General features: G+C 57.6%; 23 protein-coding genes. 14 read left to right on the top strand and 9 right to left on the bottom strand.

Translation table 11 applies throughout. The features are described from left to right. Positions 1-68: 68 nt before the first annotated feature. Genes C8N43_RS17225 through C8N43_RS17210 form a run of 4 tightly spaced genes read left to right on the top strand, consistent with a single transcriptional unit; the run spans position 69 to position 4,331 of the window. Positions 69-593 carry an SRPBCC family protein gene (locus C8N43_RS17225; protein ID WP_107846976.1) on the top strand — a complete coding sequence of 175 codons (525 nt, stop codon included), beginning with the start codon at positions 69-71 and terminating at the stop codon, positions 591-593. A 39-nt stretch (positions 594-632) separates the two neighbouring features. Further along, entirely contained in the window at positions 633-1,118 is a 486-nt protein-coding gene (locus C8N43_RS17220) for a (2Fe-2S)-binding protein (protein WP_107846975.1), read from the top strand. Positions 1,119-1,168: 50 nt separating this feature from the next. Further along, positions 1,169-3,538 (top strand): xanthine dehydrogenase family protein molybdopterin-binding subunit, encoded by a 2,370-nt coding sequence (locus tag C8N43_RS17215; protein ID WP_107846974.1) that lies wholly within the window; start codon positions 1,169-1,171, stop codon positions 3,536-3,538. Between the two features lie 13 nt (positions 3,539-3,551). Beyond that, a complete protein-coding gene (locus tag C8N43_RS17210; protein WP_107846973.1) occupies positions 3,552-4,331 on the top strand; it encodes an FAD binding domain-containing protein in 780 nt (259 codons plus the stop codon). Positions 4,332-4,393: 62 nt separating this feature from the next. Here the strand turns inward: C8N43_RS17210 and C8N43_RS17205 are convergent, their stop codons facing one another. Together C8N43_RS17205 and C8N43_RS17200 are read right to left on the bottom strand one after the other, a co-directional pair. Next, positions 4,394-5,269 (bottom strand): FAD:protein FMN transferase, encoded by an 876-nt coding sequence (locus C8N43_RS17205; protein ID WP_107846972.1) that lies wholly within the window; start codon positions 5,267-5,269, stop codon positions 4,394-4,396. Beyond that, positions 5,266-7,374: a 4Fe-4S binding protein gene (locus C8N43_RS17200; protein WP_107846971.1), complete on the bottom strand. Its 2,109-nt coding sequence runs from the start codon at positions 7,372-7,374 to the stop codon at positions 5,266-5,268. The genes C8N43_RS17205 and C8N43_RS17200 overlap by 4 nt, the downstream gene beginning before the upstream one ends. 105 nt (positions 7,375-7,479) lie before the next feature. On the opposite strand from C8N43_RS17200, the gene C8N43_RS17195 reads away from it, so the two are divergent. Continuing rightward, positions 7,480-8,247, top strand: coding sequence for an ABC transporter permease (locus C8N43_RS17195; protein WP_107846970.1), 768 nt, complete (start codon positions 7,480-7,482; stop codon positions 8,245-8,247). A gap of 71 nt (positions 8,248-8,318) precedes the next feature. Further along, a complete protein-coding gene (locus C8N43_RS19500) occupies positions 8,319-8,507 on the top strand; it encodes a hypothetical protein (RefSeq protein ID WP_146174248.1) in 189 nt (62 codons plus the stop codon). Here C8N43_RS19500 and C8N43_RS19665 read toward each other — a convergent pair. The 7 genes from C8N43_RS19665 to C8N43_RS17160 all read right to left on the bottom strand — a co-directional run bounded on the left by C8N43_RS19665 (position 8,499) and on the right by C8N43_RS17160 (position 16,066). Then, on the bottom strand, positions 8,499-8,654 hold the full coding sequence (locus C8N43_RS19665) for a hypothetical protein (protein ID WP_158270008.1): 156 nt from the start codon (positions 8,652-8,654) through the stop codon (positions 8,499-8,501). The genes C8N43_RS19500 and C8N43_RS19665 overlap by 9 nt on opposite strands. A 732-nt stretch (positions 8,655-9,386) precedes the next feature. Next, positions 9,387-10,880 carry a DUF3987 domain-containing protein gene (locus C8N43_RS17190; protein WP_107846969.1) on the bottom strand — a complete coding sequence of 498 codons (1,494 nt, stop codon included), beginning with the start codon at positions 10,878-10,880 and terminating at the stop codon, positions 9,387-9,389. Continuing rightward, positions 10,880-11,131 carry a toprim domain-containing protein gene (locus C8N43_RS17185; RefSeq protein WP_245913070.1) on the bottom strand — a complete coding sequence of 84 codons (252 nt, stop codon included), beginning with the start codon at positions 11,129-11,131 and terminating at the stop codon, positions 10,880-10,882. Before C8N43_RS17185 ends, C8N43_RS17190 begins: the two co-directional genes overlap by 1 nt. Before the next feature lie 384 nt (positions 11,132-11,515). Continuing rightward, on the bottom strand, positions 11,516-12,196 hold the full coding sequence (locus tag C8N43_RS17175; RefSeq protein WP_107846966.1) for a hypothetical protein: 681 nt from the start codon (positions 12,194-12,196) through the stop codon (positions 11,516-11,518). Positions 12,197-12,202: 6 nt separating this feature from the next. After that, on the bottom strand, positions 12,203-13,465 hold the full coding sequence (locus C8N43_RS17170; RefSeq protein WP_170114438.1) for a tyrosine-type recombinase/integrase: 1,263 nt from the start codon (positions 13,463-13,465) through the stop codon (positions 12,203-12,205). 1,483 nt (positions 13,466-14,948) lie between these two features. Then, positions 14,949-15,413 carry an A24 family peptidase gene (locus C8N43_RS17165; protein WP_107846964.1) on the bottom strand — a complete coding sequence of 155 codons (465 nt, stop codon included), beginning with the start codon at positions 15,411-15,413 and terminating at the stop codon, positions 14,949-14,951. Further along, the gene (locus C8N43_RS17160; protein WP_107846963.1) at positions 15,410-16,066 is read right to left on the bottom strand and encodes a helix-turn-helix transcriptional regulator; all 657 of its coding nucleotides are present in this window, start codon (positions 16,064-16,066) and stop codon (positions 15,410-15,412) included. Before C8N43_RS17160 ends, C8N43_RS17165 begins: the two co-directional genes overlap by 4 nt. A gap of 295 nt (positions 16,067-16,361) precedes the next feature. Between C8N43_RS17160 and C8N43_RS17155 the strand changes: the two genes are divergently transcribed. The 8 genes from C8N43_RS17155 to C8N43_RS17120 all read left to right on the top strand — a co-directional run bounded on the left by C8N43_RS17155 (position 16,362) and on the right by C8N43_RS17120 (position 23,846). Then, the gene (locus C8N43_RS17155) at positions 16,362-16,628 is read left to right on the top strand and encodes a Flp family type IVb pilin (RefSeq protein ID WP_158270007.1); all 267 of its coding nucleotides are present in this window, start codon (positions 16,362-16,364) and stop codon (positions 16,626-16,628) included. Between the two features lie 117 nt (positions 16,629-16,745). Further along, on the top strand, positions 16,746-17,561 hold the full coding sequence (gene cpaB, locus C8N43_RS17150; protein ID WP_107846961.1) for a Flp pilus assembly protein CpaB: 816 nt from the start codon (positions 16,746-16,748) through the stop codon (positions 17,559-17,561). Beyond that, on the top strand, positions 17,558-19,015 hold the full coding sequence (locus tag C8N43_RS17145; protein ID WP_107846960.1) for a pilus assembly protein TadG-related protein: 1,458 nt from the start codon (positions 17,558-17,560) through the stop codon (positions 19,013-19,015). The genes cpaB and C8N43_RS17145 overlap by 4 nt, the downstream gene beginning before the upstream one ends. Beyond that, positions 19,012-19,509 carry a TadE/TadG family type IV pilus assembly protein gene (locus tag C8N43_RS17140; protein WP_107846959.1) on the top strand — a complete coding sequence of 166 codons (498 nt, stop codon included), beginning with the start codon at positions 19,012-19,014 and terminating at the stop codon, positions 19,507-19,509. The genes C8N43_RS17145 and C8N43_RS17140 overlap by 4 nt, the downstream gene beginning before the upstream one ends. Further along, positions 19,506-20,135, top strand: a complete 630-nt coding sequence (locus tag C8N43_RS17135) for a TadE/TadG family type IV pilus assembly protein (protein ID WP_107846958.1) — start codon at positions 19,506-19,508, stop codon at positions 20,133-20,135. The genes C8N43_RS17140 and C8N43_RS17135 overlap by 4 nt, the downstream gene beginning before the upstream one ends. A 14-nt stretch (positions 20,136-20,149) precedes the next feature. Further along, the gene (locus C8N43_RS17130; RefSeq protein ID WP_107846957.1) at positions 20,150-21,454 is read left to right on the top strand and encodes a CpaE/TadZ family protein; all 1,305 of its coding nucleotides are present in this window, start codon (positions 20,150-20,152) and stop codon (positions 21,452-21,454) included. Between the two features lie 11 nt (positions 21,455-21,465). Beyond that, positions 21,466-22,881, top strand: a complete 1,416-nt coding sequence (locus tag C8N43_RS17125) for a TadA family conjugal transfer-associated ATPase (protein WP_211308620.1) — start codon at positions 21,466-21,468, stop codon at positions 22,879-22,881. Then, positions 22,878-23,846, top strand: coding sequence for a type II secretion system F family protein (locus tag C8N43_RS17120; protein WP_158270005.1), 969 nt, complete (start codon positions 22,878-22,880; stop codon positions 23,844-23,846). The genes C8N43_RS17125 and C8N43_RS17120 overlap by 4 nt, the downstream gene beginning before the upstream one ends. Positions 23,847-23,850 lie beyond the last annotated feature (4 nt).

Raw genomic sequence — 23,850 nt, 5'->3', positions numbered from 1 at the left:
CATTTGGTCGAATAGTCGCTCTGTGATGCACTCCGTAGGGTATGCGCAAAGGGGAGACTATTCTTATCATGAAGTTGTCTGATAGCCGCACAATCGAAGCAGACATCGCGACGGTTTGGGCTGCTTTGCTGGACGCCGATGTCCTGCAAACGTGTGTCCCCGGTTGTACCGAGATGAGCGGCTCCCCCACGGACGGATTTGAAGCTACGGTTGTCCAGAAAGTTGGCCCGGTAAAGGCCACGTTCAAGGGCGCAGTCGAGATCAGCAACATGGTGGAGAAACAAGCCCTGACTATATCGGGCGAAGGCAAAGGCGGCGCTGCCGGTTTTGCGAAGGGCGGCGCAGACGTGCGGCTGGAGCCTGCAGACGACACCACGATTTTGCACTACGACGTTGAGGCCAAAGTGGGCGGCAAGCTCGCGCAGCTAGGGTCCCGCATTATTGACGGGTTCGCGAAAAAGATGGCCGACCAGTTCTTTGAGAACTTCGCGGACGCCGTCGGCCCGGCAACAGATGCCGAGGCTGAAACCCAGACGAACGATCTCGACACAACAAAGAAGAAGAAGGGATGGTTCAAAAGCCTTGTCAGCTAAGCCACCCCCAAGACCTGCGATCCACGAGGGAGGATGCCAATGACCAAACTATCAATGACCATCAACGGAAAGGCCGTTTCGGGCAGTGCGGAGGGGAACACTTTGCTGTCCACCTTCCTGCGCGAAGACCTTCACCTGACGGGCACGCACATCGGGTGCGACACATCGCAATGCGGTGCCTGCGTCGTGCATGTGAATGGCAAGGCCGTGAAGTCCTGCACTATGTTCGCGGTCGAGGTCGATGGCGCTGATGTTGCTACAATTGAAGGTCAGGCCAACGCCGACGGCTCACTCAACGTGATCCAGCAGGCGTTTCAGGACCACCACGGATTGCAATGCGGCTTCTGCACGCCCGGCATGGTGATGTCCGCAGCGGCGCTCTTGAAGGACAACCCGAAGCCGAGCGAAGCAGACGTGCGCGAATACCTTGAAGGCAACATCTGCCGCTGCACGGGCTACCACAATATCGTCAAGGCAATCATGGCGGCGTCAGGTCAAGACGTCAGCGCAATCGCCGCCGAATAATTTTGAAATTGTAGGGTGTTTGCTTGCACGCACCGATAGGAGGACAAGACATGCCAAAGGATGGAGGCATCGGTGCCGCAACGCTGCGCCGCGAGGACGTCCGGTTTCTGACCGGCGATGGTCAATATACCGACGATATCAATCTGTTTGGTCAGGCGGCGGCGGTCTTTGCGCGCTCGACGGTGGCCAATGGTGTGATCAAAAGCATCAACACCAGCGCCGCCGAGACAATGCCCGGCGTGCTTGCGATCTTCACCGGAGAGGACTTCGCCGAAGTGGGGGGCAACCCCGCGGGCTGGCTGATCAATTCGCGCGATGGCGAGCCCATGAAGGAACCCAAACGCCCGGTTCTGGCCCATGGAAAAGTTCGCCATGTCGGCGACGCTTACGCGGCTGTGATTGCCGAAACGGTGGAGCAAGCCCGCAACGCAGCAGAGGCCATCGAGGCCGATATCGAGGAGCTGGATGCAGTCATCGACATGGCAGACGCTCTGGCGGGCAGCAATTTTGTGCATGACGAGATTGGCACCAATCAGTGTTTCGACTGGGGCTGGATCGAAGACAACCGCGCAGCCACAGATGCCGCCATCAAAGGCGCGCATCACGTCACTACGCTGGAACTGGTGAACAACCGCCTTGTGCCGAACGCGATGGAGCCGCGCTGCTCGATGGCGCAGTACAACAAATCGACAGACGAATATACGCTGCACACTACCTCGCAGAACCCGCACCTGACGCGTCTGCTGATCTCGGCCTTTGTACTTGGCATCCCTGAGAACAAGCTGACCGTGATCGCCCCTGACGTGGGCGGTGGGTTTGGCTCAAAGATCTACCACTATGGTGAAGAGGCTCTGGTCTTGGCGGCTGCCAAAAAGCTGGGCCGTCCTGTCAAATGGACCGCTGATCGCACCGAGGCATTCCTCACCGATGCCCATGGCCGCGACCACGTCACCAAGATCGAACTGGCGCTAGATGCCGAGGGCAACTTTCTTGCCTTCCGCACCGAGACCATGGCCAATGTAGGCGCCTATCTGTCGAACTTCTCGACCGCGACACCGACCTTCCTGCATGGCACGTTGATGGCGGGCAACTACACCGTTCCCAATGTCTATGTGAACGTGAAGGCCGTGTTCACCAACACCGCCCCCGTTGACGCATATCGTGGCGCGGGTCGGCCAGAGGCCACCTATTCCATCGAACGTGTCATCGACAAGGCCGCGCGCGAGATGGGGATGGACCCGATTGAATTGCGCCGCAAGAACTTCGTCAAACCCGATCAATATCCATTCGCTTCAGCCGCCGGCCTCGAATACGATAGCGGCAATTACGACGCGCTGATGGACAAGATGGAAGAGGTTGCGGACGTGGCAGGCTTCGCCGCGCGTCGGAAAGCAAGCGAGGCCAAGGGCCTGCTGCGCGGCTTCGGCGTCAACGCCTATATCGAGGCCTGCGGTATCGCGCCCTCGAACCTTGTGGGCGTCCTTGGATCGCGCGTTGGGCTTTATGACGCCGCCACCGTGCGGGTCAACGCCACCGGGAACCTGTCGGTCATGGTGGGGGCGCATTCCCACGGCCAAGGCCATGAAACCGCCTTCCCGCAAGTTGTGGCGGAAATGCTGGGCATTGACGCGTCAACCATCGACATCGTGCATGGCGACACCTCGAAAATTCCATTCGGGATGGGAACCTACGGGTCTCGCTCGCTTGCTGTCTGTGGCTCTGCCGTTGTGCGCGCAACCGAGAAAGTCATCAACAAGGCCAAGAAGATCGCAGGCCATATGCTTGAGGCCTCTGACACCGATATCGAGTTGAAAGACGGCGTTTTCTCCGTCTCCGGCACCGACAAGTCCGTCAGCTTCGGGGAGGTCGCGTTAAAGGCCTATATCCCGCATGAGTTCCCGCTGGAAGACATTGAACCGGGACTTGAGGAAACGGCGTTCTACGACCCCGCCAACTTCACCTACCCTTCCGGGGCCTATTGCTGTGAAGTCGAGCTGGACCCCGAAACCGGCAAGGTGCGCGTGGATCGCTTCACCGCTGTCGATGACTTCGGCAACGTTATCAACCCGATGATCGTCACCGGCCAGGTGCATGGCGGATTGGCGCAAGGCATTGGGCAGGCATTGGTCGAGAACACGACCTATGACGAAAACGGTCAACTGCTGAGCGCATCCTACATGGACTACACCATGCCACGCGCCGATGATTTGCCGTTCTACACGGTCGATCATTCTCAGGGAAATCCGTGCACGCACAATCCGCTCGGTGTCAAAGGCTGCGGCGAGGCGGGCGCGATTGGCTCACCCCCAACGGTGGTCAACGCGGTAATCGACGCGATGCAGTCAGGCGGCAAGAACGTCACCCATATCGACATGCCTGTGACCCCACATCGCGTGTGGTCGGCCATGAACACCGCTTGAGGGAGGAAAGCAGATGTATGCATTTGACATAGAGCGCCCATCAACTGTCGCCGAGGCCGTCAGCGCCTTGGGCGGCGAAGCGCAAGCCTTGGGCGGCGGACAAACCCTGATCCCGACCCTGAAAGCCCGGCTGGCCAGCCCTGACAAGCTGGTCTCACTGTCCGGCGTGTCCGAGATGGAGGGAATCTCATCCGCTGGCGGTGTTCTGACCATCGGCGGCGCCACCACACACGCCGATGTGGCATCGGATGGCACCTACAAGGCACTGTCGGAGCTGGCCTCCCATATCGGGGACCCGGCGGTGCGCAATCGCGGCACCATTGGCGGCTCGCTCGCCAACAATGACCCCGCTGCGTGCTACCCGGCAGCGGCCCTGGGTTCTGGCGCGACCATCGTCACCAACTCGCGCGAAATTGCAGCGGATGACTTTTTCCAAGGCATGTTCGACACGGCCCTTAACGAGGGCGAGATCATTACGGGCGTGAAGTTCCCAATCCCGGAGAAAGCGAATTACCAGAAATTCGTCCAACCCGCATCGCGCTTCGCCTTGGTCGGAGTCTTCGTCTCCAAATCCGCGAGTGGTGTCCGCGTGGCCGTGACAGGTGCCTCGAATGAAGGTGTGCATCGTTGGGGGGCGGCAGAAGAGGCATTGAACGCCAACTTCTCAGCCTCCGCTTTGGACGGACTGTCGGTGCCCGCAGACAACCTGATCTCGGACTTGCACGGATCGCCGGACTATCGCGCGCATCTGGTGAAGGTTTTGACCGGGCGTGCTGTGACAGCAGCATCCTGAAAAAACGCCACTCATGCAAAAGGGCTCGGTTGTTGACCGGGCCCTTTTTTCATTGGCGTAAATTAGAGAGTGATCAGGTCACCGCTATGATCGACAAGTGTCACCCGGGTGAGGTCCGCCTTATCACGGATCGTGTCAATCTCGTCGCGCGTCGCCAATACCATCGCCGTCGACAGACTATCGGCAAGCGTAGCCGATGGGGCCTCGACCGACACCGTTGACCATAGTGGCTGCGCCGAGCGGTGTAGGATATGCCCTTGTGCCCCAAGTGTTGTCGCCAGCGGACTTGACGTCGCGATGGCCCCTGTGCCGAGCGTGCGCGTTCCCATTTCACCGTAAGTTGGGTCCCGCAACGCGAGCTTCCATGGACCGCCCCGCGCCCGGTATTCACCAATATTGATCAACACGTCCTGCAGGCCATGCGAGGCCAAAATCTCGGCCACGATATCTGTCGCAAAGCCTTGCGCAATCCCATTGAAAGTCAGCGCTTGGCCCGGTCCCAACTGGACCCATGCCGCATCAAACTGGATGCGCTCCCACCCCACCAAGCCGCGCACTGCATCGGCGTCTTGGCCCTTGGCCAACGCTTTCCAAAGCGGCTGAACTGTCGGATCAAACAAGCCGTTCGTCAAATCAAACGCCGCTTGCGCCCCATGCATCAATTCCAGGAACCGCGCGTCAGGATTGTGCAAGCGTCCGTACGCATTCAATCGCGACAGGTCCGATGCCGGATCATACAGGCTGAACAGCCTTTCGACATCCCGAAGGGCCGATAAAGCGTCCTGCAATGCGGGCCCGGCGACCTCCTTCGGACCTCGAATGGTCAATGAGACCTCCGCGCCAAACGCATGGCCCTGCCAGCGTTCTGCAAACGCAGAACGCGGTGTCAGCGCAACGGCAGCGGAAATCGTCAGGAAGCGGCGGCGGGAGAAGGTCATTCTGCGGCTACCCCCAAGGACCGACCTTTGCCAGCCAATATCAGCGGCACGCATTGTGTCTGATCGTCGTGAATGGTGACGCAGTCGAGACATTGAAAACACTCAGAATACTGTATCTCGCCCGTTTTCTTAATCGCGCCATAGCTGCATTTCACCTTACACAACTGACAGGGGGAGCCGCATTCCGCGCGCCGCTCGATCCATTTGCGCCCGCGCAGCAGTCCGCCGATCGCCATGACGGCACCCAGCGGGCAGACATAGCGGCAGAAGCCTTTGAAGAGCACCATGGAGGATAAAAGCAAGCCGACCGCATAGGCCACGTAATACCATTCGCGGACGAAGAGGGTGGTGATCGCGGTCTTGAAGGGCTCAACCTCGATGGCCTTGTCCAGCCGCGCCGGTGCGGTGAACAGCAAGGCCACCATACCAAAGAGCACCGCGTATTTGATCCATTTCAGCCGGTCATCCCATACCGCCGACGGCTCGATCTGCGGCAAGCGCAGCAGGCGGCCGATATGATGCGCGAACTCCTGCAACGCGCCAAATGGGCAAAGCCAGCCACAGAACAAGCCCCTGCCCCATAGCACAAAGCCAAGGATCGTCACCGCCCAGATCGCCAGCGAAAACGGATCATAAAGCAGGAACGCATATGAGCCTCCTTCAATCGCAGTACGCGCTACGGCCAAGGGTGTGGCAATCGACAATTGCCCCTGCCCCCACCAGCCGATGAATGCGGTGACAAAAGCCAGAATGCCCAGACGGATCGGTGTAAAGTGCCGGTGCCCCGCCAGCCTGTTCAGCCGCAAGCCAAGAAGTCCGACCAGCCCGACCAGAAAGACCCCCAACACAATCAGATCGACCTGCCGATTGCGCAGCGCATCCACCCAGGGCGGTGTCGGATTGACGGCCTCGACCCTGGCGTAAAAGCGATCCGGCGTGACGTGCTGGACCTCCAGACTGACCGAGCCAAGCTCCGGCTGAAATGACCCATGCGCGCGCAAAGCCTTGATCCGCAACGTCCAGTCCGCCGTGGGATCAAAGCCCAAGCGTCGGTCCGTGCGCAGGATTAGAGCCGCCCCGAAATCGACCGCGTCATGCAAGGCCTCCGGAACATTTTCGTTGAGGTCGATGTAGATGTCCGAGTCGCGAAACGCGATGGGAAAGCCGCCCTGTTCCGCACTGATCAGATCGGGCGACGTGTTGCGGACGAATTCTTCGGTCACCAAACCGTGACGCGCGGTTTCCACCACCAGAACCGGCTCGTCCGTGGTGGAGATTTCCATGAAATCCTGCAACTCCTTAAAGCCGCTTTTGCTGAGCACGGCTCTGGCCACCGACGGCGCGCCGATATCCACGACCCATAAGTCCATGTAAGGGTCGTCAGGGTTGTCCTTTGCCTCAGGGTCGTCATCCTCCCATAGGGTTCCGTCGAAGGCAGCGTCGATTTCGCGGTTCAACACCGTCTTGCGGGTCACGATCCCTTGGGCGACCAGATCGTCCCAGGTCAGCTCTTCCACGTAGTCCAGATCAGGATAGGCTGGCGGGCCGGTCGAGATGCCGCCCATCTTCTCGCGGGCAACTTTCAGGGTCGCGGCCAGAATGCTCTCATGGGCAATTCGGATCGAGGCCGTGCCTTTGGTCACTCCGTCCAGATAGACCAGGGCGGACCCGTTCCCTCCCGCACCATAGGGCGAGCCAACCACCAGCGTGTCCGAGATCGAATGCCCGCGATATTGTTTGAAAAAGTCGAAGAACAGTTTCTCCGGCAGGCCCGAGACAAAAATCGGCTCGTTATGGGAGATCAGCTGAACATCCAGAAACCGCCCCTCCAGATCCAGCACCACCAGCATGTTGATCGCGGCACCTGAGAAACCGGGCAACGGCGCCATCGGCTCCGTTTCAAAGACAAATCCGGCCTCCGCACCACCAGAATTGAGCAATTGCCACACGCCCTGATCGTTCAACTGTTCACCCAAGGACATGGGCGGCACGATGTAGGGCTCCAGCACGTCACGAGGCAACGGTTCTGCTATGGCCGCCCAAACGCAACTCAGCCACAGAACATAAGCGGCGGCGCAAGCGCGTAAAGAAGTGCCTCCCAACATGGGCGAAAGCCTATGCGTCTGCGGGTCGCCAAAGTATTCGACTAAGGTATAACCGCGTCCATTTCGCCTTGGGCTTACGTCGAAAACTGTGACACCTTACGCGCCATGAGCACTGCTCCCTCCACATCTCATGCGCCTGCCGTCCTGATCTCGCTTGTCGGGCTCATCATCTTGTGGGCACTGGCCGCAAAGCTGGGGGCGGATCCGACCATCCTGCCCGGCCCCGGCGAGGTCTGGTCTCTGGTGGTCTCGGAAACCGCGTCCGGTGAGTTGCCCCGCCACATGCTGGCAACCCTCAGACGGGTTCTGTTCGCCTTCACGCTCGCGATGGGGTTCGGCCTGATCATCGGCATCGCCATGGGGCTGCGTGCGGGTCTGAACAAGTGGTTTGGCGCGTGGCTGGTCGTGTTGCTGAACATCCCCGCCCTTGTGGTCATTGTGTTGTGCTACCTGTGGATTGGCCTCAACGAGGTCGCTGCCATTACCGCCGTCGCCCTGAACAAGACCGCGATGGTCGCCGTGACAATCCGCGAGGGTGTGCACGCGCTCGATCCCAAATTGCGCGACATGGCGACCAGCTTTCGCATGTCACCAATGGCCAGACTGCGCCACGTGATCCTGCCGCAGCTCTGGCCTTTCATTGCGTCGAGCACCCGCAACGGGCTGGCGATAATCTGGAAGATTGTTCTGGTGGTGGAGTTTCTTGGCCGAAGCGACGGTGTTGGATTTCAGATCCACCTATATTTCCAACTGTTCGAGACCGGCTACGTCCTAGCCTACGCTTTGAGCTTCGTCGCCCTTATGCTGATTGTCGAATACGGGTTAATCAGCGCCGCAGAGACCCGTGCGATTGCTTGGAGACAAACTGTCTAGATCCCCGAGGCGCGTTTGCGATTTCCCAAGCCTATCGTCGGTCCCGAGTTTCTCGGCATGACACTTCACTAATGGCAGCTTTAGTGAATCGAAGCGAGTTTTATGCGTTAGCAGCGAATGACGGCTTCCCGCCCATTCAGCCTGTCCGGTTCGACGCCAAAGAGTTACCGGAAGTAATCCAAGGCGTACCGTTCGGTGAACACATGATTGAGCCGCACACGCCGCGCCACGGCTTCAAGGAGGGCAAGGGCTTATTTTGAGGTGAAGGCCCGCAGTACTTCTAGCTCCAGCTTGGCAAAGACGGTGGAATCCGTGATCAACAACGCCAACTCGGGCGGGATCGAGTATTTTAGGTTATCGCGCTTGGGCCTCGGGGCTGGCAGGTTTTTCCAGACCAGAAGCTGCATACGGTCAGTCGATCCTTCAGGGCGCTGGATCGTCACCACGGTGGTTATGATGGCTTCAATCGACTGAACAAGCCGGTCGTTGCTATCATGGGTTTCTCGCAGATCAGCGAGGGGGATTTAAAAGCGCCGGTTCTCTGGCGCAAGATCGGGACCAAAGGAATGTCGTAGCAGAACATTGCACAACAGGCGGTCTGCCAATGTCAACTTTGTCAAAACCTTTACCTCAATAAGTTCGGTGGACTTCACCATTTCGTTCAGGCGGTCTGCCAGTGATACGCTCAGCTCTTCTGAGGAAATAGTCGTGTATTTTGTCACGATACTTGACGTTTAGCTTTTCGATATACGTCGGTTTCGGATCGTGATTGCTGCCGGTATATTGCGAGGTCTTCTATATCTCTTCGCCAAAAAAAATTCTTGGAATGTTAGCAAATGTTAGCAAATATAAACAGGTATTAGCCAAAATCTACTTGGCCCAACGGCGGCTAGCACGCAGCGCCACATAATCGGAAATCGAATCTCGATTGTCTCGCGAGGGTATTTTCCAGTGGCTACAGTTGCGTTGACCAAACTGACAGAACAGACAGAACTAACGCATGAGGAGTGAATTCGCGGGTGATGTCAGCAGTTCTAGATTGAGGCGAATGCGACGCAATGCGCCGAAGCTCGAAAAAGCGCTATGCACGAATAGGTTAAGTCAGTTTGGTCAGCGAGGCCTAAAGTCGGTTGAAGACGTCATTCTATAAGGTGAATCACCGGATTGACGGCAAACAGGCGCTGAGGGCGCCCCCCTTTGGGAGATGGCTCGGGCTTGATCGCCTTGATGATGTCCGCTCGCTCAAGGGCTGCGATGCCCATGTCAATCTCCTCTTGTGTCGCCAGCCCTGTGCGCTGGGCACGTCGTACTTCCCGGCTCGAGAACTGCTTCCAAGCCTTCTTGCGTAGCAGTTCGACGAGGCGACGACCTGCGCGCTCTTTCTGACTGACAGAGGTGCTGCCATAAGTTCTTTTCGCCATTTGCAGGAAATAGTTCTCTGCGAGTATTGTAGCTTTGCGATACGCCTCTGCTGAGATTTCACGCGGCTCATCGTGGGAACCACAGGCCCATTCAAGCATCATCATTACAAGCGAAAGCCGAATTGTGAGGCCAGGAAGCTTTCCGATGAATGACAAGAGGAGGCCATCCACCTCGGCTTCCCAGTCCCGCACTTTCTGTCGGAATTCATCGACTACATTCTTTGCTTCCTCCGTAAAGCCAACGATCGCCGGCCGCGGCAGTCCGACGTCATCCGTTTCCATCTCGAGCGAAATGAGCCGCTCGAAGATAGAGCACAGGTCTCTATCGTCATGTACATGTTTAGGGCGGCTGACTGGCGCGGGGTTGGGCCAAACCGGAATGATGCGTGCAAGAAGGCCGTCATCGTCTGAGCGCATGAAGAGCGTGTTCAAACGGTCAGGTTGGATGTTTCCAATCACGGCGATCGCGAGGTGCTCGACATTCACAGGCGGACGCCCCACTCGCTCAACTGTGTATGGCCGCCCTCCGTATCCTTCGAGCCAGAATGGACGGTCGGTCCCACCGCCGGAATAACGGGTCATGCCCGTGAGCCAGCCAGCAAGTTCGTCGCGCAGCAAAAGAGTGCCCTTGGGCTGGAATTGAAGTATCGACGCTAGCTTCTCAATGGTCGCGTCAGAGAGAGCGAGACGCGGAAGGTCGGGTTTGGGACCCGGGTCAGCTCCTTCCGGTTTGGGCTTGATTGGCTTATTCGACTTTGCGGCTTCCTTAGCCCCCTCTTTCCAAGCAAATTCGACCACTTTGGCGATTTCGGCCTTTTGGTCCCATTCTGCGATTTTTTTCTTCGCCGTTACGCGAAGGTTGGCCTCGACATGTTTGAGGGGTTCAAGGACAGCGTCGAGGCCAGGCGACTTGTTCATTGATGGCTTGCCAATTAGGGCAGCCCAAAGAACGGGTGGTTCTTTCCAGCCGACCCAAGGGCTCGCCCAGCGCGAGTTTCCAATTAGCGAGCTCGCAGTCACAAGGAGCCCTACGAAAACGTAGTCGACCGGGGCTGCCTTAGCATCGGCTGCGCTTATGAGCAGATTAGCGAGGCGGGGCGTGAGAAAATCGTGGACCACTAGAACTGGAGGTGATGCCTGTTCCTCGTTCAGAAAACGGGGGTCCGGGTCAGGCCAATTAGGGGTGAAAGGAAGGGGAATGAGTGTTGGCATCAGATAAGCCCCCCTTCAAAAAGTATGTCGTTCCAGTCCCGCCCGTCAGTTGCCTCGAGAAGTGAGGCCTTCCAGCCGATCGCATCCGCGCGCTTGGCGAGAGCCAGGCCAGCTTTGCGCCCCGCAAATTCACCGTCCATTGCAATGGTGAGTAAGCCTGTGCGAAGTGGAAGCGCACTCTTGACCTTTAGTTCCTGGTTGCTGTTCTTGGGCAGCGCTGCAATCAACGCTGTTATGGAGATGATTTTCATCTTGTTGATTCCGTGCATTGTCGGCACGGGCTGACCACGCTATTTTCAGTACTTTAACGACCGAAGAATTGCGCCGCCGCCCATTTACCGGATGGGTGGCGGTTTTTTAAAGGGCGTTGCGGCTCTTGGCGGCTTCCCAGGCTTCGAGATCAGCGAGTTTCCACCGCGTGCACCCTCGCGTAAGTGAAACGGGCTTGGGGAAGCTTGGATCGGACTTCCCCCAGCGCCAGGGTGTTGTGCGGTGAACGCTATAGCGCGCCGCTACCTGAGTGTCGGAAAGGTAAGTGTGAGACATTTGGCTCTCCATATGCATTGTTGTCCATGGAGGGCACTCTCGTACAACCGCTGACGACACGCATGACGGAGATGCTCAAGAGATCTCCGTCACGGCCGTACCCCAAACAGTTCGATATGGATTCGGTCCCACTCAGCGGCTTGTTCTGGATCGTCTTTGCGCCAGTCGCTTGCAAGAAACCAGATATCGTGAGCTTCTTTGCGGAGTTGGGCCGATGATTTGCCTACCAGAATTTCTTTGATCGCCCTTGGAGATTTTGCGTGCCCGAGTTCGCCAAGGGCTAAAGAAATTGCGTTGCAGGCAGATAATCCGGGGCCTTGATCGTTGCTGGTAGCGCTGATGTTAAACTTCTGAACTAAGCACAGAGCAACCCAGTAGATGTAGGAGTGGGCAACAAAGAGAGCAGACTTCTTCTTTGAAGCCCGAGGGGGTGAAATCCCCTGCAAGACCATGAGCCCTGCGAAAACGCTCATCTGAAAGTTTAGAGGTTGCCCGCGGAATAGCCGACTTGCGACGATCTTGCAGTACAGGTCGAATGCGCCTCGGTCCATGGCTGATAGCTCAAAAAGCGCTTGATCCGCATCTTCCGGGAAACAGTAGAACGCTCCCTGATCGTCATGGCCCTGCTTGATTTGGAGCTCGAAGCGAAGCCGAAATTCAGAAGGCTCATACACATCGGTCTTTAGTTGGCCATCTTGTACAAACGGGCCCAAGGCCCGAACGGAGTGGGCAACGGCGCCATCAAAATCGGGTTTAGTGAGTTCGGTCATCAGTGATCATTCTCTGGCAGCTAGGTGTTTCGCCCACGCCGTCATCAAAGCGCGGCGTTTTTCCAACATGTCACCGCGCCGGTAGGACGCTTCGACAGCGTTGCCGACTTTGTGAGCCAGCGCCACTTCTGCCATGTCGCCGGGAAATTGCGTCCGCTCTGCGGCCCAGTCGCGGAAAGTACTGCGTAGGCCGTGCGGCACCGCCGGACGCTTGTTCAAACGGTCCACGAACCCTTGCCGACCTGTTTCTATATCCGCCAAGTGGATGCGCCTCATTGTTGCGCTGAGGGTCATGTCAGACATTTCGCCTCCGCGCGGGGCGGGGAACACCAGCGCCGAGCTCTCAAAGCGCGGCAGAGCTTTAAGCAATTTCACTGCGTGCGGCGCAAGTGGCACGCGATGCTCTCGGTCCATCTTCATCCGAGTGGCAGGGACGATCCAGAGCGCGGCATTCAAGTCTATCTCATCCCAGACTGCACCGCGCACCTCCTGCGAGCGGGCCGCGGTTAAGGCGGTGAATTCGAGGGCCCGCGCCCCTAAGCCGCCGCGCGCTCGCACAGCCACCATCCAGCGCGGAGCGTCGTCAATTTGCACCGCCGGTTGATTGTCTTGTCTCGCGACCTTCGAAGCGGCAGGCAGTAGTTCCTTTAGATTGCCTGTCCAGCGCGCCGGGTTGTCGCCTGTACGGTGCCCCGCTACGGTGGCCCAGGATAGCACCGATTCAATGCGCCCGCGGACTCTAGAGGCGGTTTCGGTCTTGCTCCGCCAAATAGGCTCCAGCGCCCGCAGCACGTCCTGCACAGTGATGTCATCCACCAGCATTTCACCAAGGGTTGGTTCAGCATAGGTCTTGAGCGTGTTCGTCCATTGTTGACGGTGCTTTGCATTCTTGAAAGCGTCGAGTTTGGCATCAAGGTAATGTTTGGTCGCGTCCTTAAACGTCATGCCCCGACCGGCGGCGGCCATCAAAGAAGAATGGGCTGCTTTTCGTTCTTCAACAGGGTCGATGCCGCGCCGAATCTTGTCTTTGGTTTCCCGAGCCCGTTCCCGCGCCTGTGCAAGAGTGACTTCCGGAAAGCCACCTAGGCCAATCTCACGCCGTTTTCCGCCTATAGAAACTCGCAGGATCCACGTTCGTCCTCCCGTTCGTGTCGTTTGCATTAGTAGACCCGCAACCCCGCCTACCGCAAAGCTAACGCTTCCACCCGTCCCAGGATGCTTTAGCCGCTTCACTTCCAACGCAGAGAGTTCCTTCGCAACACGTGGCAAGCGATCACCTCCATAATACCCGCCTAAATGTAGTGCACTTATTGCCATTTGATTACAACGTATTGCTGCCCAAAGATGCAGTACTTAAGAGTAATACTTTGATATTTATGCATAAATTACATACACATGCGACATATTGAATCTTTACTATGGCGGGCTTCGTCTCCGCCACTATACTATTTCTGTGAACTTGATCGGGTCGCCTTTGGCGACCTTTTTTCTATGTTTTGTTACTTACGTGGGTTTTACGGTTCGCGATGAGTTCTTTCGGTGATGTCTAGGTTCGGTCCTTGAGCGGTACGGATTGCTTGAATTGCGAGAGCACTGTCCGGTCGAAAGATAAACGGGCTAGTGGAGAACCCTCGACCGCAAGGACATGGCTGCAAAGACACTGATTTTTAATGCGCTTTCTGGGCCTTGTAATCACAGTTTCTTCATATGCGCTGAGAAGAGTTGAAATCCAAGGATCGCGTTTGGACGTGTCGGGCCGGGCGAATGAAAACCTGATCTGTGCATAGGGTGGCGTTCAGGCCTGAAAAAGAGGCCATTTTCGGATTGCGCGCGATGAACTCGGAATGTGTGTTCGAAGGGGAGAAGCGGCATAGGCCCTAGTCCAACATGTCGATGTATATGTTGCTGCGCTGTATGACGAATTGGGATGCAACAGTTGGCAGTCTGCGCTCGACGTATCGCGATTGGGCTTCTGAAGTTGCCAATACGTTGCGAAAAGTGGCGGAAGTGATACTTGCGAGTAGGGCCGTGACGGACGTCGAGAGGGCATGCGGGCCGTCTGACCTAATTCCTCGTTAAGAGACACCTATTAGGCAATATTAACAAATCGCAATCGAATCAGGTTTTTGTAAATTCTTTGGTAAATGCAGTGTCTTTAGTTTTTCGCAGATCTCCGCGCTCGATTGGGAAGATCTTTTCCCCGGACTTAAAAAAGCAATTCATCCGATAGTCTGGTTTGAGGGTCCTTTCTCGCTTGAGGAAGCGAAGGCTTCGTTGGAGACTATGGGTCGAGAGAACGAGGAAGTTACGCAGCGGTACTACGAAAACACTACTGGAGATTGGGTCTCAGAAGTCTCCCAGGCAGTCGATAGTGAAACATTGATCCTATCGAAGTATCGCACTCGTGCTGAGATACCATGAGAATGAATTGCTTCCAGCGACACCAAAATTAGAAACGGCCAAAAGTATGGTCCTGAAGTGTCCTAATCCTGCATTATCAAGGACGTGACATGCATTGGTGCAATCCGATATGGCGTTCAATGCTGTGGACGAGGCCCCAGGAAAATCTACCCAAAATGGGCTCCCGTATCGAGTGAACGCCTCTGAAAGTTGCCAAGGAAAAGAGTTACTTAGGGGAGATTTCCGTCATTGGTCTTTATCGAAATTCGCTCATCTAGAGTTTTCTATTCAGGCGTCTGACCCTAACTGGACCATAATTCATGACCAAAATGACAGATGTGAGAATATGGATTCACCCCAAACCAATCGCAAAAATTCCAGTCATTCCGATCGCGAGACCCATGGGAATTTTTTGGCTGCGGACAACGGGCCAACCTATTCGTGTGTCTACGATCCACTGTCGAACAGAAAGGATCGCCAAAATACTGGCGAGCAAGCTTGCCGAGAATAGCAGCATAATCGACGATAGGTGTTCCGGTGGGATGAACAGTGCAAGTGCGGGAATGACCTTGGTGTCGCCGCCACCCATGAGCCGCGCCGCGAACAGGCCGAAACACACACAAAACGCGATGCTGGCCACAACGAGCCGAGGCAAAATCTGGATTGCGCCGAAATCTGCTGCGATCCATGCGGCAAACAGCGCGAGAAGCGACAGGGTGATCCAGTCTGGTATACGCAACATCCTGAGGTCGCACAGGACGATTGCGCCGCACAATGCTCCGAGCGGGAGAGCAACCATGAGCGGCAAACTGTTCATGCCGCTTGATCCTTCGCTACCGCGAAGGACTGAAGATTGTGGAGCACGCCCAACATCCCGTCGAAACCTGTCTTTGAGTATATATGGCGCAGGTGTGTGCGAACCGTCGGCATGGAGATCTGGAGCGTATCGGCGATTGTCTTGGGGCGCCCGCCCTCGCTGATCAGATTGCAAATGCGCAGTTCGGTCCGGGTTAGACCAAACGGGTTGCTTGGGTGCAGGATGCTGCTTGTCGGAACGCGGTCGGACATGGCGAGGCGTTGCTCGAACTTTGCGCTGCGCGCCTGCCATGCCCCCGACAGGAAGGCGACAGACTGCTGGAGCATTTCGATCTGGCTTGGAAGCAGTCGCGCGATCCTGGAATTAAGGACAAGAAAATCGCTTCCGTCATCGCGTTCTTCCAACAAAACGATTTGGGTCTTACGGGTGTTTTGTACGCGCTCGGCGGTTTCGCGTCTCATCGAGCCGCTTTTGTTTTGGGCAATAAGCTGCATTGAGGCGCTTTCCGACACTTCACGGTATATCGCGACACTGGAGACGCCGATACTGTCGGCCAAGGCTTGGAGTGCGCGATCCGGTTCTGTTGCTCCAAACACCATTGCGCTGAATTGGATCAACGCCGGGATACCTTCGCTTTGTATCGAAACACTCATTACGCGCTCACGCCTGTTTCCATTTGTTCATGCAAATGGATAGGCGAGAAACCCAACAAATTTTAAGGAATCATTAAGGTTTTTTAAGAACTCTTGATTTGCCAGATTGCGCTGAAAATGGGGCGATGCTGCCCCTTTTTTCGCTGAAATCAAACATCAAGGTTATCTCGCGGCATGCGTTTGTCGGTCATGCGGCAATACTTTGTCGAGTTCGCCACATTTGTTTTCTGCGCCATTGCGATTGGGGCGAGCGGGCGATTTCTCATCCATTTGGACGACGCGAAAAGTCGCCGATTTGCGCATCTTCTACGCATCAGTCCACGACTTGTTTGGGCATCGTAACACCTTAAAGGACTTAACTATGTACAATGCTTTTCTTGCGACCGTCATCCGTCTTCGCCACAGCGACGAGGGTGCAACTCTGGTCGAGTATGGTATCGCACTTGGCTTGGCCATCGCACTGGGTGGCGGCGCACTGGCCGTTCTGGCAACAGACGTTGGCAATACCTACACCGCCGCAAGCGGCGCACTGCCGACGGCTCCTTCTCCTGCTTCGCCGTAAGCTGATCAAGACGACTACTTGCGCCGCACTTCATTGTGCGGCGCAAGCTCGCCGTTCAAAGACCGCGGCTACAGACGGTCTCGATGGCAAAAGCAGTTTGCATGATCTGAGGTAGTAATGCGTATTCAACCAGTTCTATTTGCTGTTTTCGGCTTGTTGCTTGTGGTTGGCTCAATCCTCTTTTCGCAAGGCATGTTTTCTCAGCAAAATTCCGAAGCAACGCAGCTTGAGGCCGATACGGTCAAGCTGATCGCAGCTGCCGTCGACATTCCCTTCGGCTCCGAAATTACCCGAGACAAGCTGTGGACCCAGGAGTGGCCAGCGGGCTCCGTGCCGGAAGGCGCGTACGAGGACCTGACCGCATTGCTTGGCGCCGAGGGAACAGCACCCCGCCGGGCCAAACAGGCTTTCAGCCAAGGCGATTTGATCCTTAGCGACAAGGTGACCTTCTTTGGCGCCAGCGTCACGATCTCGACCGCTTTAAAGGACGTGACCCGCGCCATGGCTATCAAGGTGTCTGCCGAGACAGCGGTGGGCGGCTTCGTGTCGCCCGGCGACCGGGTCGACGTCGTTTTGACCCAAGGGCGCGGCGAGACGCTGCGCACGGGTACCATTTTGCAAGACATTCGCGTGCTGGGAATTGACCAAAACGCCGACGAGAGCAGCCGCGGCGCCCGCGAGGCACGCACGATCACCGTCGAAGTGACACCCCGGGGCGGGCAGGTTCTGGCGTTGAGCCAGCAGGCGGGCATCCTGAGCCTGACCTTGCGCAACGACGCCAGCAATTCCGCCGAGGTGCAGCTGGAGCAGATCACAATGCAGGACGTCTGGGGCGAAGCGACCCCGGCGCCTCTGCCGATGGTGCTGGAGCCCGAAGAGCGCACGGTGCGCGTGCGGCGGGGCGTGGACCGTCAGGATGTGGTGCTTGAATGAAGCCCCAAGTTTCATCAGCGCTACACTGTTTTATACGCCACGAAACCGGGTCGGTTCTGAGCTTTTGGGCCGTGACTTTCGCCGCTTTTCTGGGCCTCGTTGCGCTTAGCTTTGATTTCGGGCGGTTGGCTTCCACCCAATCGGAGCTGCAATCCTATGCCGATAACGTGGCCCTTGCCGCGGCGGGCGAGCTTAACGGCAAATCTGACTCGATCACGCGGGCGCTCAGCGCTGCCGAGACATTTATTTCTGACACGCAGACCTTTGGCGACGGGGACAATGCGCTGTCCAACGACGCCGATTACGACATCGAGTTCTTTCAGGAGCCGCCGACCGCGACGTCGCCCGGGTCTCCGACCTCGGACCCGACAAAGGCAGGCTATGTCGAAGTCACCTCTGTCAGCCAGTCCGTGTCGCCCGTCTTTGGCGCGGCCTTTTCGGCTTTGACGGATGCCTCGATCGACACGACCAATGCCAACGCAACGGCGGTGGCGGGCTACACCCAATACGCCTGTGACGTGACCCCATTGATGTTTTGCGCACCGAATGCGGACTACCGCGCGGACGAGCATGCGGGCAGCACCGTTTTGCTGCGCGCTGGTGGGCCGAATGCGGCATGGGGTCCTGGCGCCTTTGGGTTCCTGGATCCATCCGAATCCATCGAGGCAGACGAGGACGGGATCTGCGCCGGATTGAGCGGTGCGAAGCTGGATATCTGCCTGATCGCAGCCTCAGGCAACCGCAATGCGTGCTTTTCGCAAAACGGTGTGAACGTCGCGGGCGGGCAGCGTGTCGGCAACTTCGAAGCCGCGCTCAATATTCGCTTCGATATATACCACTCCTCTACGAACAATCTTCGCAACAATGCCAACTACCCGCCGGCACCAAATGTGATGAGCAACTGGGAGCCCGCGACAGGCAACTGCATCGGCCAAAATGGCGTTCTGTCGACGACTAAACTCGGTCTCAGCCCGGATGATTGCCACGCGACCGGTCTGTGCGACCGGTTCGGTGATGGCGATTGGAGCACCGGGCGCCAAGCCTATATTGACGTCAATTACAACGGCACCGACCCATTCCCCGAGGCGCAGACTCGCTACGAGGTCTATCTTGCAGAGATCGAGGCGTTAGCGGCAAATCAGAACCTTGGTCTGCCGGGCAATCTTCTGAAGACATTGAAGGACGGCATCCTTCCGCAATGCTCCAGCAATACCAGCGCCGATGCGAACCGACGTGTTTTGGTCGCTGCGTCAATTGATTGCACCTCGTTCGAACTACAAGGCGGTGCTTCGGATATCCCGGTGATCGAGTTTGTCGAGCTGTTCATGATCGCGCCCATTGGGCTCGACGGGTCCAAGGATATCTGGGTTGAGATTATCGGCGGAGTTGGCGGTGGCTCTGGCGGCAGCAAGGCGGAGGCGCGCTTCCGCGAAGTCGTGCAGCTATACAAATGACCGGCTCCGTTTTTTCCACGTTCCGTCGCTTGCGGCGCGACGAAGGCGGGGCGGCCTTGGTCGAGTTCGCCCTGATCTTGCCAATGGCACTGGTCATCTTCGGCGTGGTGATCGAGGGCAGCCGCCTGTTCTGGTCCTATCAGGCCACCATTGCGGGTGTGCGTGACGCGGCACGCTATGTGGGCCGGTCCGTGCAAACCGATATTTGCAACACCGGTGGCACTCTGTCTGATTGGTCAGCCACGTTGGAGGACATTGTCCGCGAAAGCTCCGATGGATCAGAGCTGTTCCCGACGACGATCAAGGTGACCTCTGTGAACGCGACGCTGGAATGTGTCGCAGGTGACTTCCGCCTGACCGCGACACCGATCGCGACAGTGACGGCCATCCTGGAAATCACCTACCCGTTTCAGGGCCTGTTTACCTTTGCAGGCGTCAGCCTTCCGACAGCGACCACCACAGTGGCCGACAGCAGCCGGATATTTGGCGCATGAGCCCGTTTCGCGCCCATATCAAACGCTTTACCTCCGAGGATGACGGCTCGACCCTGGTCGAGTTCGGGATAATCATGGGTTTGTTTTTGTTTCTGATTTTTGGGCTGATCGACTTCAGTCGGTTGGGCATGTCCTACGTTATGTCGCAAAAAGCCACCGAGCGGGCCGTGCGGCAAGCAGCGGTGCTGCCCGCAATCTGTCCCGGTTTGCCGAAGACGAATACACGCGGCATTCTGGAGGGCGCGACCGAGGAGTTGGAGTTCGGCGCGGCGTGCAGCATCGATGACAACCTGTGCTCGGATGGGGGCGTGCAAAGCTGCTCTGCCGCCACCGCATCGCCAACCGCCGATTTGATCTGGGCGGAAGTGTCCCCGTTGCTGCCGACCAATGCGCAGCGAGAAAACTTGAGGTTTACCTACCGCTTTGACCCCAATCTGGGGTTCCTCGGCGGGCCGTACACCCCGCTGGTCACAGTGGAAATCGTCAATCTGGAGTTCGAGTTTGTCACCCCGCTTGGAGGGTTGGCCGCACTTGCCGGTGCCGCCAACGCCGGTGCGGTCGGGGCCGACTTCAGCTTCCCCAGCATGAGCGCGTCGCTACCTTCCGAAGCGCTCGGTCGTTTGTAATTGGAGCGTTCAGCATGACCCTCGTTGAAAAAGAAGCGACGTTCACATCGTCTCGGACCCGCCCGGTCGCCGTGCCGAATTTGACCGCGACCCAAAAGGCTGCGCCGGAGCAACAGCTCAAGCCGCGCGCCCTGATCTTGAGCCAGACACCCGGCATCGCCGAGATGGTCGCGCAAGGACTGAACAAAGAAGGTGACATCGAGGCGACCCCGTTGACCATGTCGCTCACGGATTTGGTGACAATGCCGGATCTGTCGATGACAGAAGTGTCCGTGTGCATGTTCGAAGTGGTGCAAGGCGATGACGCCCAGATCGCCGCTCTGCGCAGCTTGCGCGAGATGGGCGAAGGCCGGGTCAAGTTCCTGGGGGTGACGTCCGAAGTGCTGACACTGGCCACGGCACGCAACCTTATGGATGCCGGGGTGGACGAAGTTGTCCCGCTCGGATCTATCAGCCCGCAGCTTAGCCATGCTGCCGCCCTCGCGCCCGCAACCGAAGACGTGATCGCCGCGCGGGGCGGCACGCTGCATAACGGCATGGTCATTGGTGTGGCCCAGACCCGCGGCGGGATTGGTGCGACAACATTTGCCCTGAACCTCGCCGCGATGCTGGCTTTAAAGCCGAAGCGTTCGCGCAAGGCAAAAGAGGTCGAAGCCCCACGTGTGGCGGTGGTCGATCTGGATTTGCAGAACGGCACCTTGGGGGCCAGCATCGATGTCGAGAGCAACGGCGCGCTGATCGAGATGCTGCGCAGCGGCTCGATCGCCGACATGACCTTCCTCACGAAGGCCATGGTGTCCCACCCGTCCGGCATCGACGTGCTGGCCGCGCCGGTGGAATTCGCACCACTGACCGCGATGCGCCCTGACATGATGGCATCTCTGCTGGATGAGTTGCGCATGTCCTATGACTACGTCGTCATCGACATGCCACGCACGATGGTCGATTGGCTCGACCCGGTTCTGGCCCGCGCGGACAAGATGTTCCTGCTGTCAGACACCTCGGTGCATTCGGTCCGCCAAGCCCGCCGCATGATCGATTTCTACTGCGAGGACCACGTCTCCTTGCCGCTGGAGGTGGTCGTCATGCTCGAGCGCAAACCGTTTTCGACGAGCTCTGCGGTGAGGGAGGCCGAGAAGTTTCTTGATCGCAAGTTCACCCATTGGGTGCCGCGTGATGATCGCTCTGCCAAACTCGCAGCCGACCGAGGGCAACCATTGGTGACGGCCAAGCCGCGCTCGATCGTGCAAAAGGCCATGGCTCCGATGGTTGTGAGCCTGAAGAGCTACTTTACCGCCGATCAGCGGCGTCAGGCTTAGGGGGCAGGCGCATGTTCAAGTCATTTCAAGGCCATCAAGCCGAAACCCAAGCCACGGCGACCCCAGTGAACATCGATGCGATGGCCGTGCTGCAGAAGAAACCTGCGGTTCCAAACGCCACGGCGGCGCGCGGGCCGCAAGTGGATGCAGTGGCAGCGGCCTGGCTTGAGCTGAAGCAGCGGATGCACCAGATGGTGCTGGAAAGCATGAACCTCGCTGCAATCGAAAAAGTGGGTCATGATGAATTGCGCCGGGAAATCGGCACCTTGGTGGCGCAGGACCTTCAGCAATACGGCCCGCAACTAGGAGCGGACCGCTTCAAAACCCTTGTGACCGAGCTGATGGACGAGGTCCTTGGCCTTGGTCCGTTGGAGCCGTTGATGGCCGACGAAACCGTGTCGGATATCCTGGTGAACGGTCACAACAAGATCTTCGTCGAACGCCGCGGCATCCTCGAGAAATCCGACGTGCATTTCAGCGACGAGCGGCACTTGCTGCGTGTCATCGACAAGATAGTCAGCCGGGTGGGCCGACGCATCGACGAAAGCCAGCCTTGGGTCGACGCGCGGCTCGAGGATGGCAGCCGGGTCAACGCGATCATCCGCCCGTGCGCCATTGACGGCCCGTCGCTGTCGATCCGCAAATTTTCCGCCGACAAGCTGACCCTCGAAAGGCTGGTGGAATTTGGCGCGCTGAATAGCGCCGCTGCCACGTTTCTTGAGGCCATCGTGAAGGCACGTATGAACGTGCTGATTTCGGGTGGGACCGGATCGGGCAAGACCACCATGCTCAACGCCATGTCGTCCCATGTGGACCACCGCCAACGCATTGTGACCATCGAAGATGCAGCAGAGCTTCAGTTGCAGCAAGACCACGTTGTGCGCCTCGAGACGCGACCATCGAATGTGGAAGGCAGTGGTGAGATATCTCAACGCGAGTTGGTCAAGAATGCTCTGCGGATGCGCCCTGACCGCATCATAATCGGCGAGGTGCGCGGCAACGAGGCGTTTGACATGTTGCAGGCGATGAACACCGGCCATGACGGATCCATGACCACAATTCACGCCAACACCGCACGCGATTCCATCGCGCGGCTTGAGCAGATGGTGGTGATGGTGGGCAACGACTTTCCCTTGTCGGCCGTCCGCCAGCAAATCTCGTCCGGTATCAATGTGGTCGTGCAGTTGAACCGTCTCGCAGATGGGTCCCGCCGCGTGATGAGCATTTCCGAGATCGCAGGGATGGAGGAATCCACCATCCTGATGCAGGACATCTTCAAGTTCACGAAAAGCGGCATCGACGCGGACGGAAATGTCATTGGACATTTTGGGTCAACCGGTGTGCGCCCCCGATGTGCCGAGACCTTGGAGGCCGCAGGCATCAAGCTCCCCGTTGGCACGTTTACCGCGCAGCAGGTCGCGAAATGAACCAGTTCTCGGCGCTAGACCCAGTTTACTTTGTATATATCGGTGTTTGCATCGGGGTCCTGGTTCTGGCCGAAGGTATCCGCCAAAGCGTTTGGTCTGCGGATGGCGACAATTACCGCAAGACGAAGCGGCTCAAAATGCTGTCCAAGGGCATGTCGACCGAAGATGTTCTTGAGTCTTTGCGCAGACCGATCACCAACAGCCGGTGGCAGAAGATCCCGATTTTCGGCTCTATCCCGGCCAAGATGCAGCAGGCTGACTTTACGATGAAGCCGTTGCCGTTCTTGCTGATCTGTTTTGGCGTCAGCGTTGTCATCTTCCTGTTCGGGCAGATCAAGCTGGGTGTCTGGCCCGCGCTGGCCTGTGCCGTGACCGCTGGTCTCGTGATCCCGCTCAACGTCATCAATATCGTCCGCCGTCGCCGTGTCGAAACCTTCTCGCTGCAATTGCCGGAGGCACTGGACCTCATGAAGCGCGGGTTGTCCGTGGGGCATCCGCTCAACGTCACGATCTCCAATGTCGCAAAGACGATGAAGGATCCGATCGCAACCGAGTTCGGCCTGGTGTCGGATCAGATCGCCTACGGCGAGGATCTGCCCGAGGCCTTCAATGACCTTGCCAGGCGGATCGACCAGGAGGATATGCACTATCTCGCCGCAAGCATTGGCATCCAGCACGGCTCCGGCGGCAATCTGGGTGGCATGTTCGGAACTTTGGCGAATGTAATCCGCAAGCGGTTCGCCATGCGTCGCCGGATCAAAGCGATCTCGTCAGAGGGCCGAATTTCCGCGCTGCTTCTGTCAGCCATGCCCTTCCTGATGTACGGTGCCACGACCGTTACCGCGCCGGACTACTATACCAGTGTCAGCGACGACCCGAAGTTCATCTGGATGGCAGCGGCCGTAGTTATCTTGGTGGTCAGTAATGCGCTGGTGCTCCGCAAACTCGTGACGTTTCGGTTCTAGGGTG

It is taken from the genome of Litoreibacter ponti, assembly GCF_003054285.1.
GTDB lineage: Bacteria > Pseudomonadota > Alphaproteobacteria > Rhodobacterales > Rhodobacteraceae > Litoreibacter > Litoreibacter ponti.
Note: the sequence above shows the minus strand (reverse complement) of the source record. Positions and strands in the feature narration are given on the sequence as shown.

Coding starts and splice junctions, on each gene's coding strand:
- C8N43_RS17225 (WP_107846976.1), top strand. CDS start 69: ATGAAGTTGTCTGATAGCCGCACAATCGAAGCAGACATCGCGACGGTT.
- C8N43_RS17220 (WP_107846975.1), top strand. CDS start 633: ATGACCAAACTATCAATGACCATCAACGGAAAGGCCGTTTCGGGCAGT.
- C8N43_RS17215 (WP_107846974.1), top strand. CDS start 1,169: ATGCCAAAGGATGGAGGCATCGGTGCCGCAACGCTGCGCCGCGAGGAC.
- C8N43_RS17210 (WP_107846973.1), top strand. CDS start 3,552: ATGTATGCATTTGACATAGAGCGCCCATCAACTGTCGCCGAGGCCGTC.
- C8N43_RS17205 (WP_107846972.1), bottom strand. CDS start 5,269: ATGACCTTCTCCCGCCGCCGCTTCCTGACGATTTCCGCTGCCGTTGCG.
- C8N43_RS17200 (WP_107846971.1), bottom strand. CDS start 7,374: ATGTTGGGAGGCACTTCTTTACGCGCTTGCGCCGCCGCTTATGTTCTG.
- C8N43_RS17195 (WP_107846970.1), top strand. CDS start 7,480: ATGAGCACTGCTCCCTCCACATCTCATGCGCCTGCCGTCCTGATCTCG.
- C8N43_RS19500 (WP_146174248.1), top strand. CDS start 8,319: ATGGCAGCTTTAGTGAATCGAAGCGAGTTTTATGCGTTAGCAGCGAAT.
- C8N43_RS19665 (WP_158270008.1), bottom strand. CDS start 8,654: ATGCAGCTTCTGGTCTGGAAAAACCTGCCAGCCCCGAGGCCCAAGCGC.
- C8N43_RS17190 (WP_107846969.1), bottom strand. CDS start 10,880: ATGCCAACACTCATTCCCCTTCCTTTCACCCCTAATTGGCCTGACCCG.
- C8N43_RS17185 (WP_245913070.1), bottom strand. CDS start 11,131: ATGAAAATCATCTCCATAACAGCGTTGATTGCAGCGCTGCCCAAGAAC.
- C8N43_RS17175 (WP_107846966.1), bottom strand. CDS start 12,196: ATGACCGAACTCACTAAACCCGATTTTGATGGCGCCGTTGCCCACTCC.
- C8N43_RS17165 (WP_107846964.1), bottom strand. CDS start 15,413: ATGAACAGTTTGCCGCTCATGGTTGCTCTCCCGCTCGGAGCATTGTGC.
- C8N43_RS17160 (WP_107846963.1), bottom strand. CDS start 16,066: ATGAGTGTTTCGATACAAAGCGAAGGTATCCCGGCGTTGATCCAATTC.
- cpaB (WP_107846961.1), top strand. CDS start 16,746: ATGCGTATTCAACCAGTTCTATTTGCTGTTTTCGGCTTGTTGCTTGTG.
- C8N43_RS17145 (WP_107846960.1), top strand. CDS start 17,558: ATGAAGCCCCAAGTTTCATCAGCGCTACACTGTTTTATACGCCACGAA.
- C8N43_RS17140 (WP_107846959.1), top strand. CDS start 19,012: ATGACCGGCTCCGTTTTTTCCACGTTCCGTCGCTTGCGGCGCGACGAA.
- C8N43_RS17135 (WP_107846958.1), top strand. CDS start 19,506: ATGAGCCCGTTTCGCGCCCATATCAAACGCTTTACCTCCGAGGATGAC.
- C8N43_RS17130 (WP_107846957.1), top strand. CDS start 20,150: ATGACCCTCGTTGAAAAAGAAGCGACGTTCACATCGTCTCGGACCCGC.
- C8N43_RS17125 (WP_211308620.1), top strand. CDS start 21,466: ATGTTCAAGTCATTTCAAGGCCATCAAGCCGAAACCCAAGCCACGGCG.
- C8N43_RS17120 (WP_158270005.1), top strand. CDS start 22,878: ATGAACCAGTTCTCGGCGCTAGACCCAGTTTACTTTGTATATATCGGT.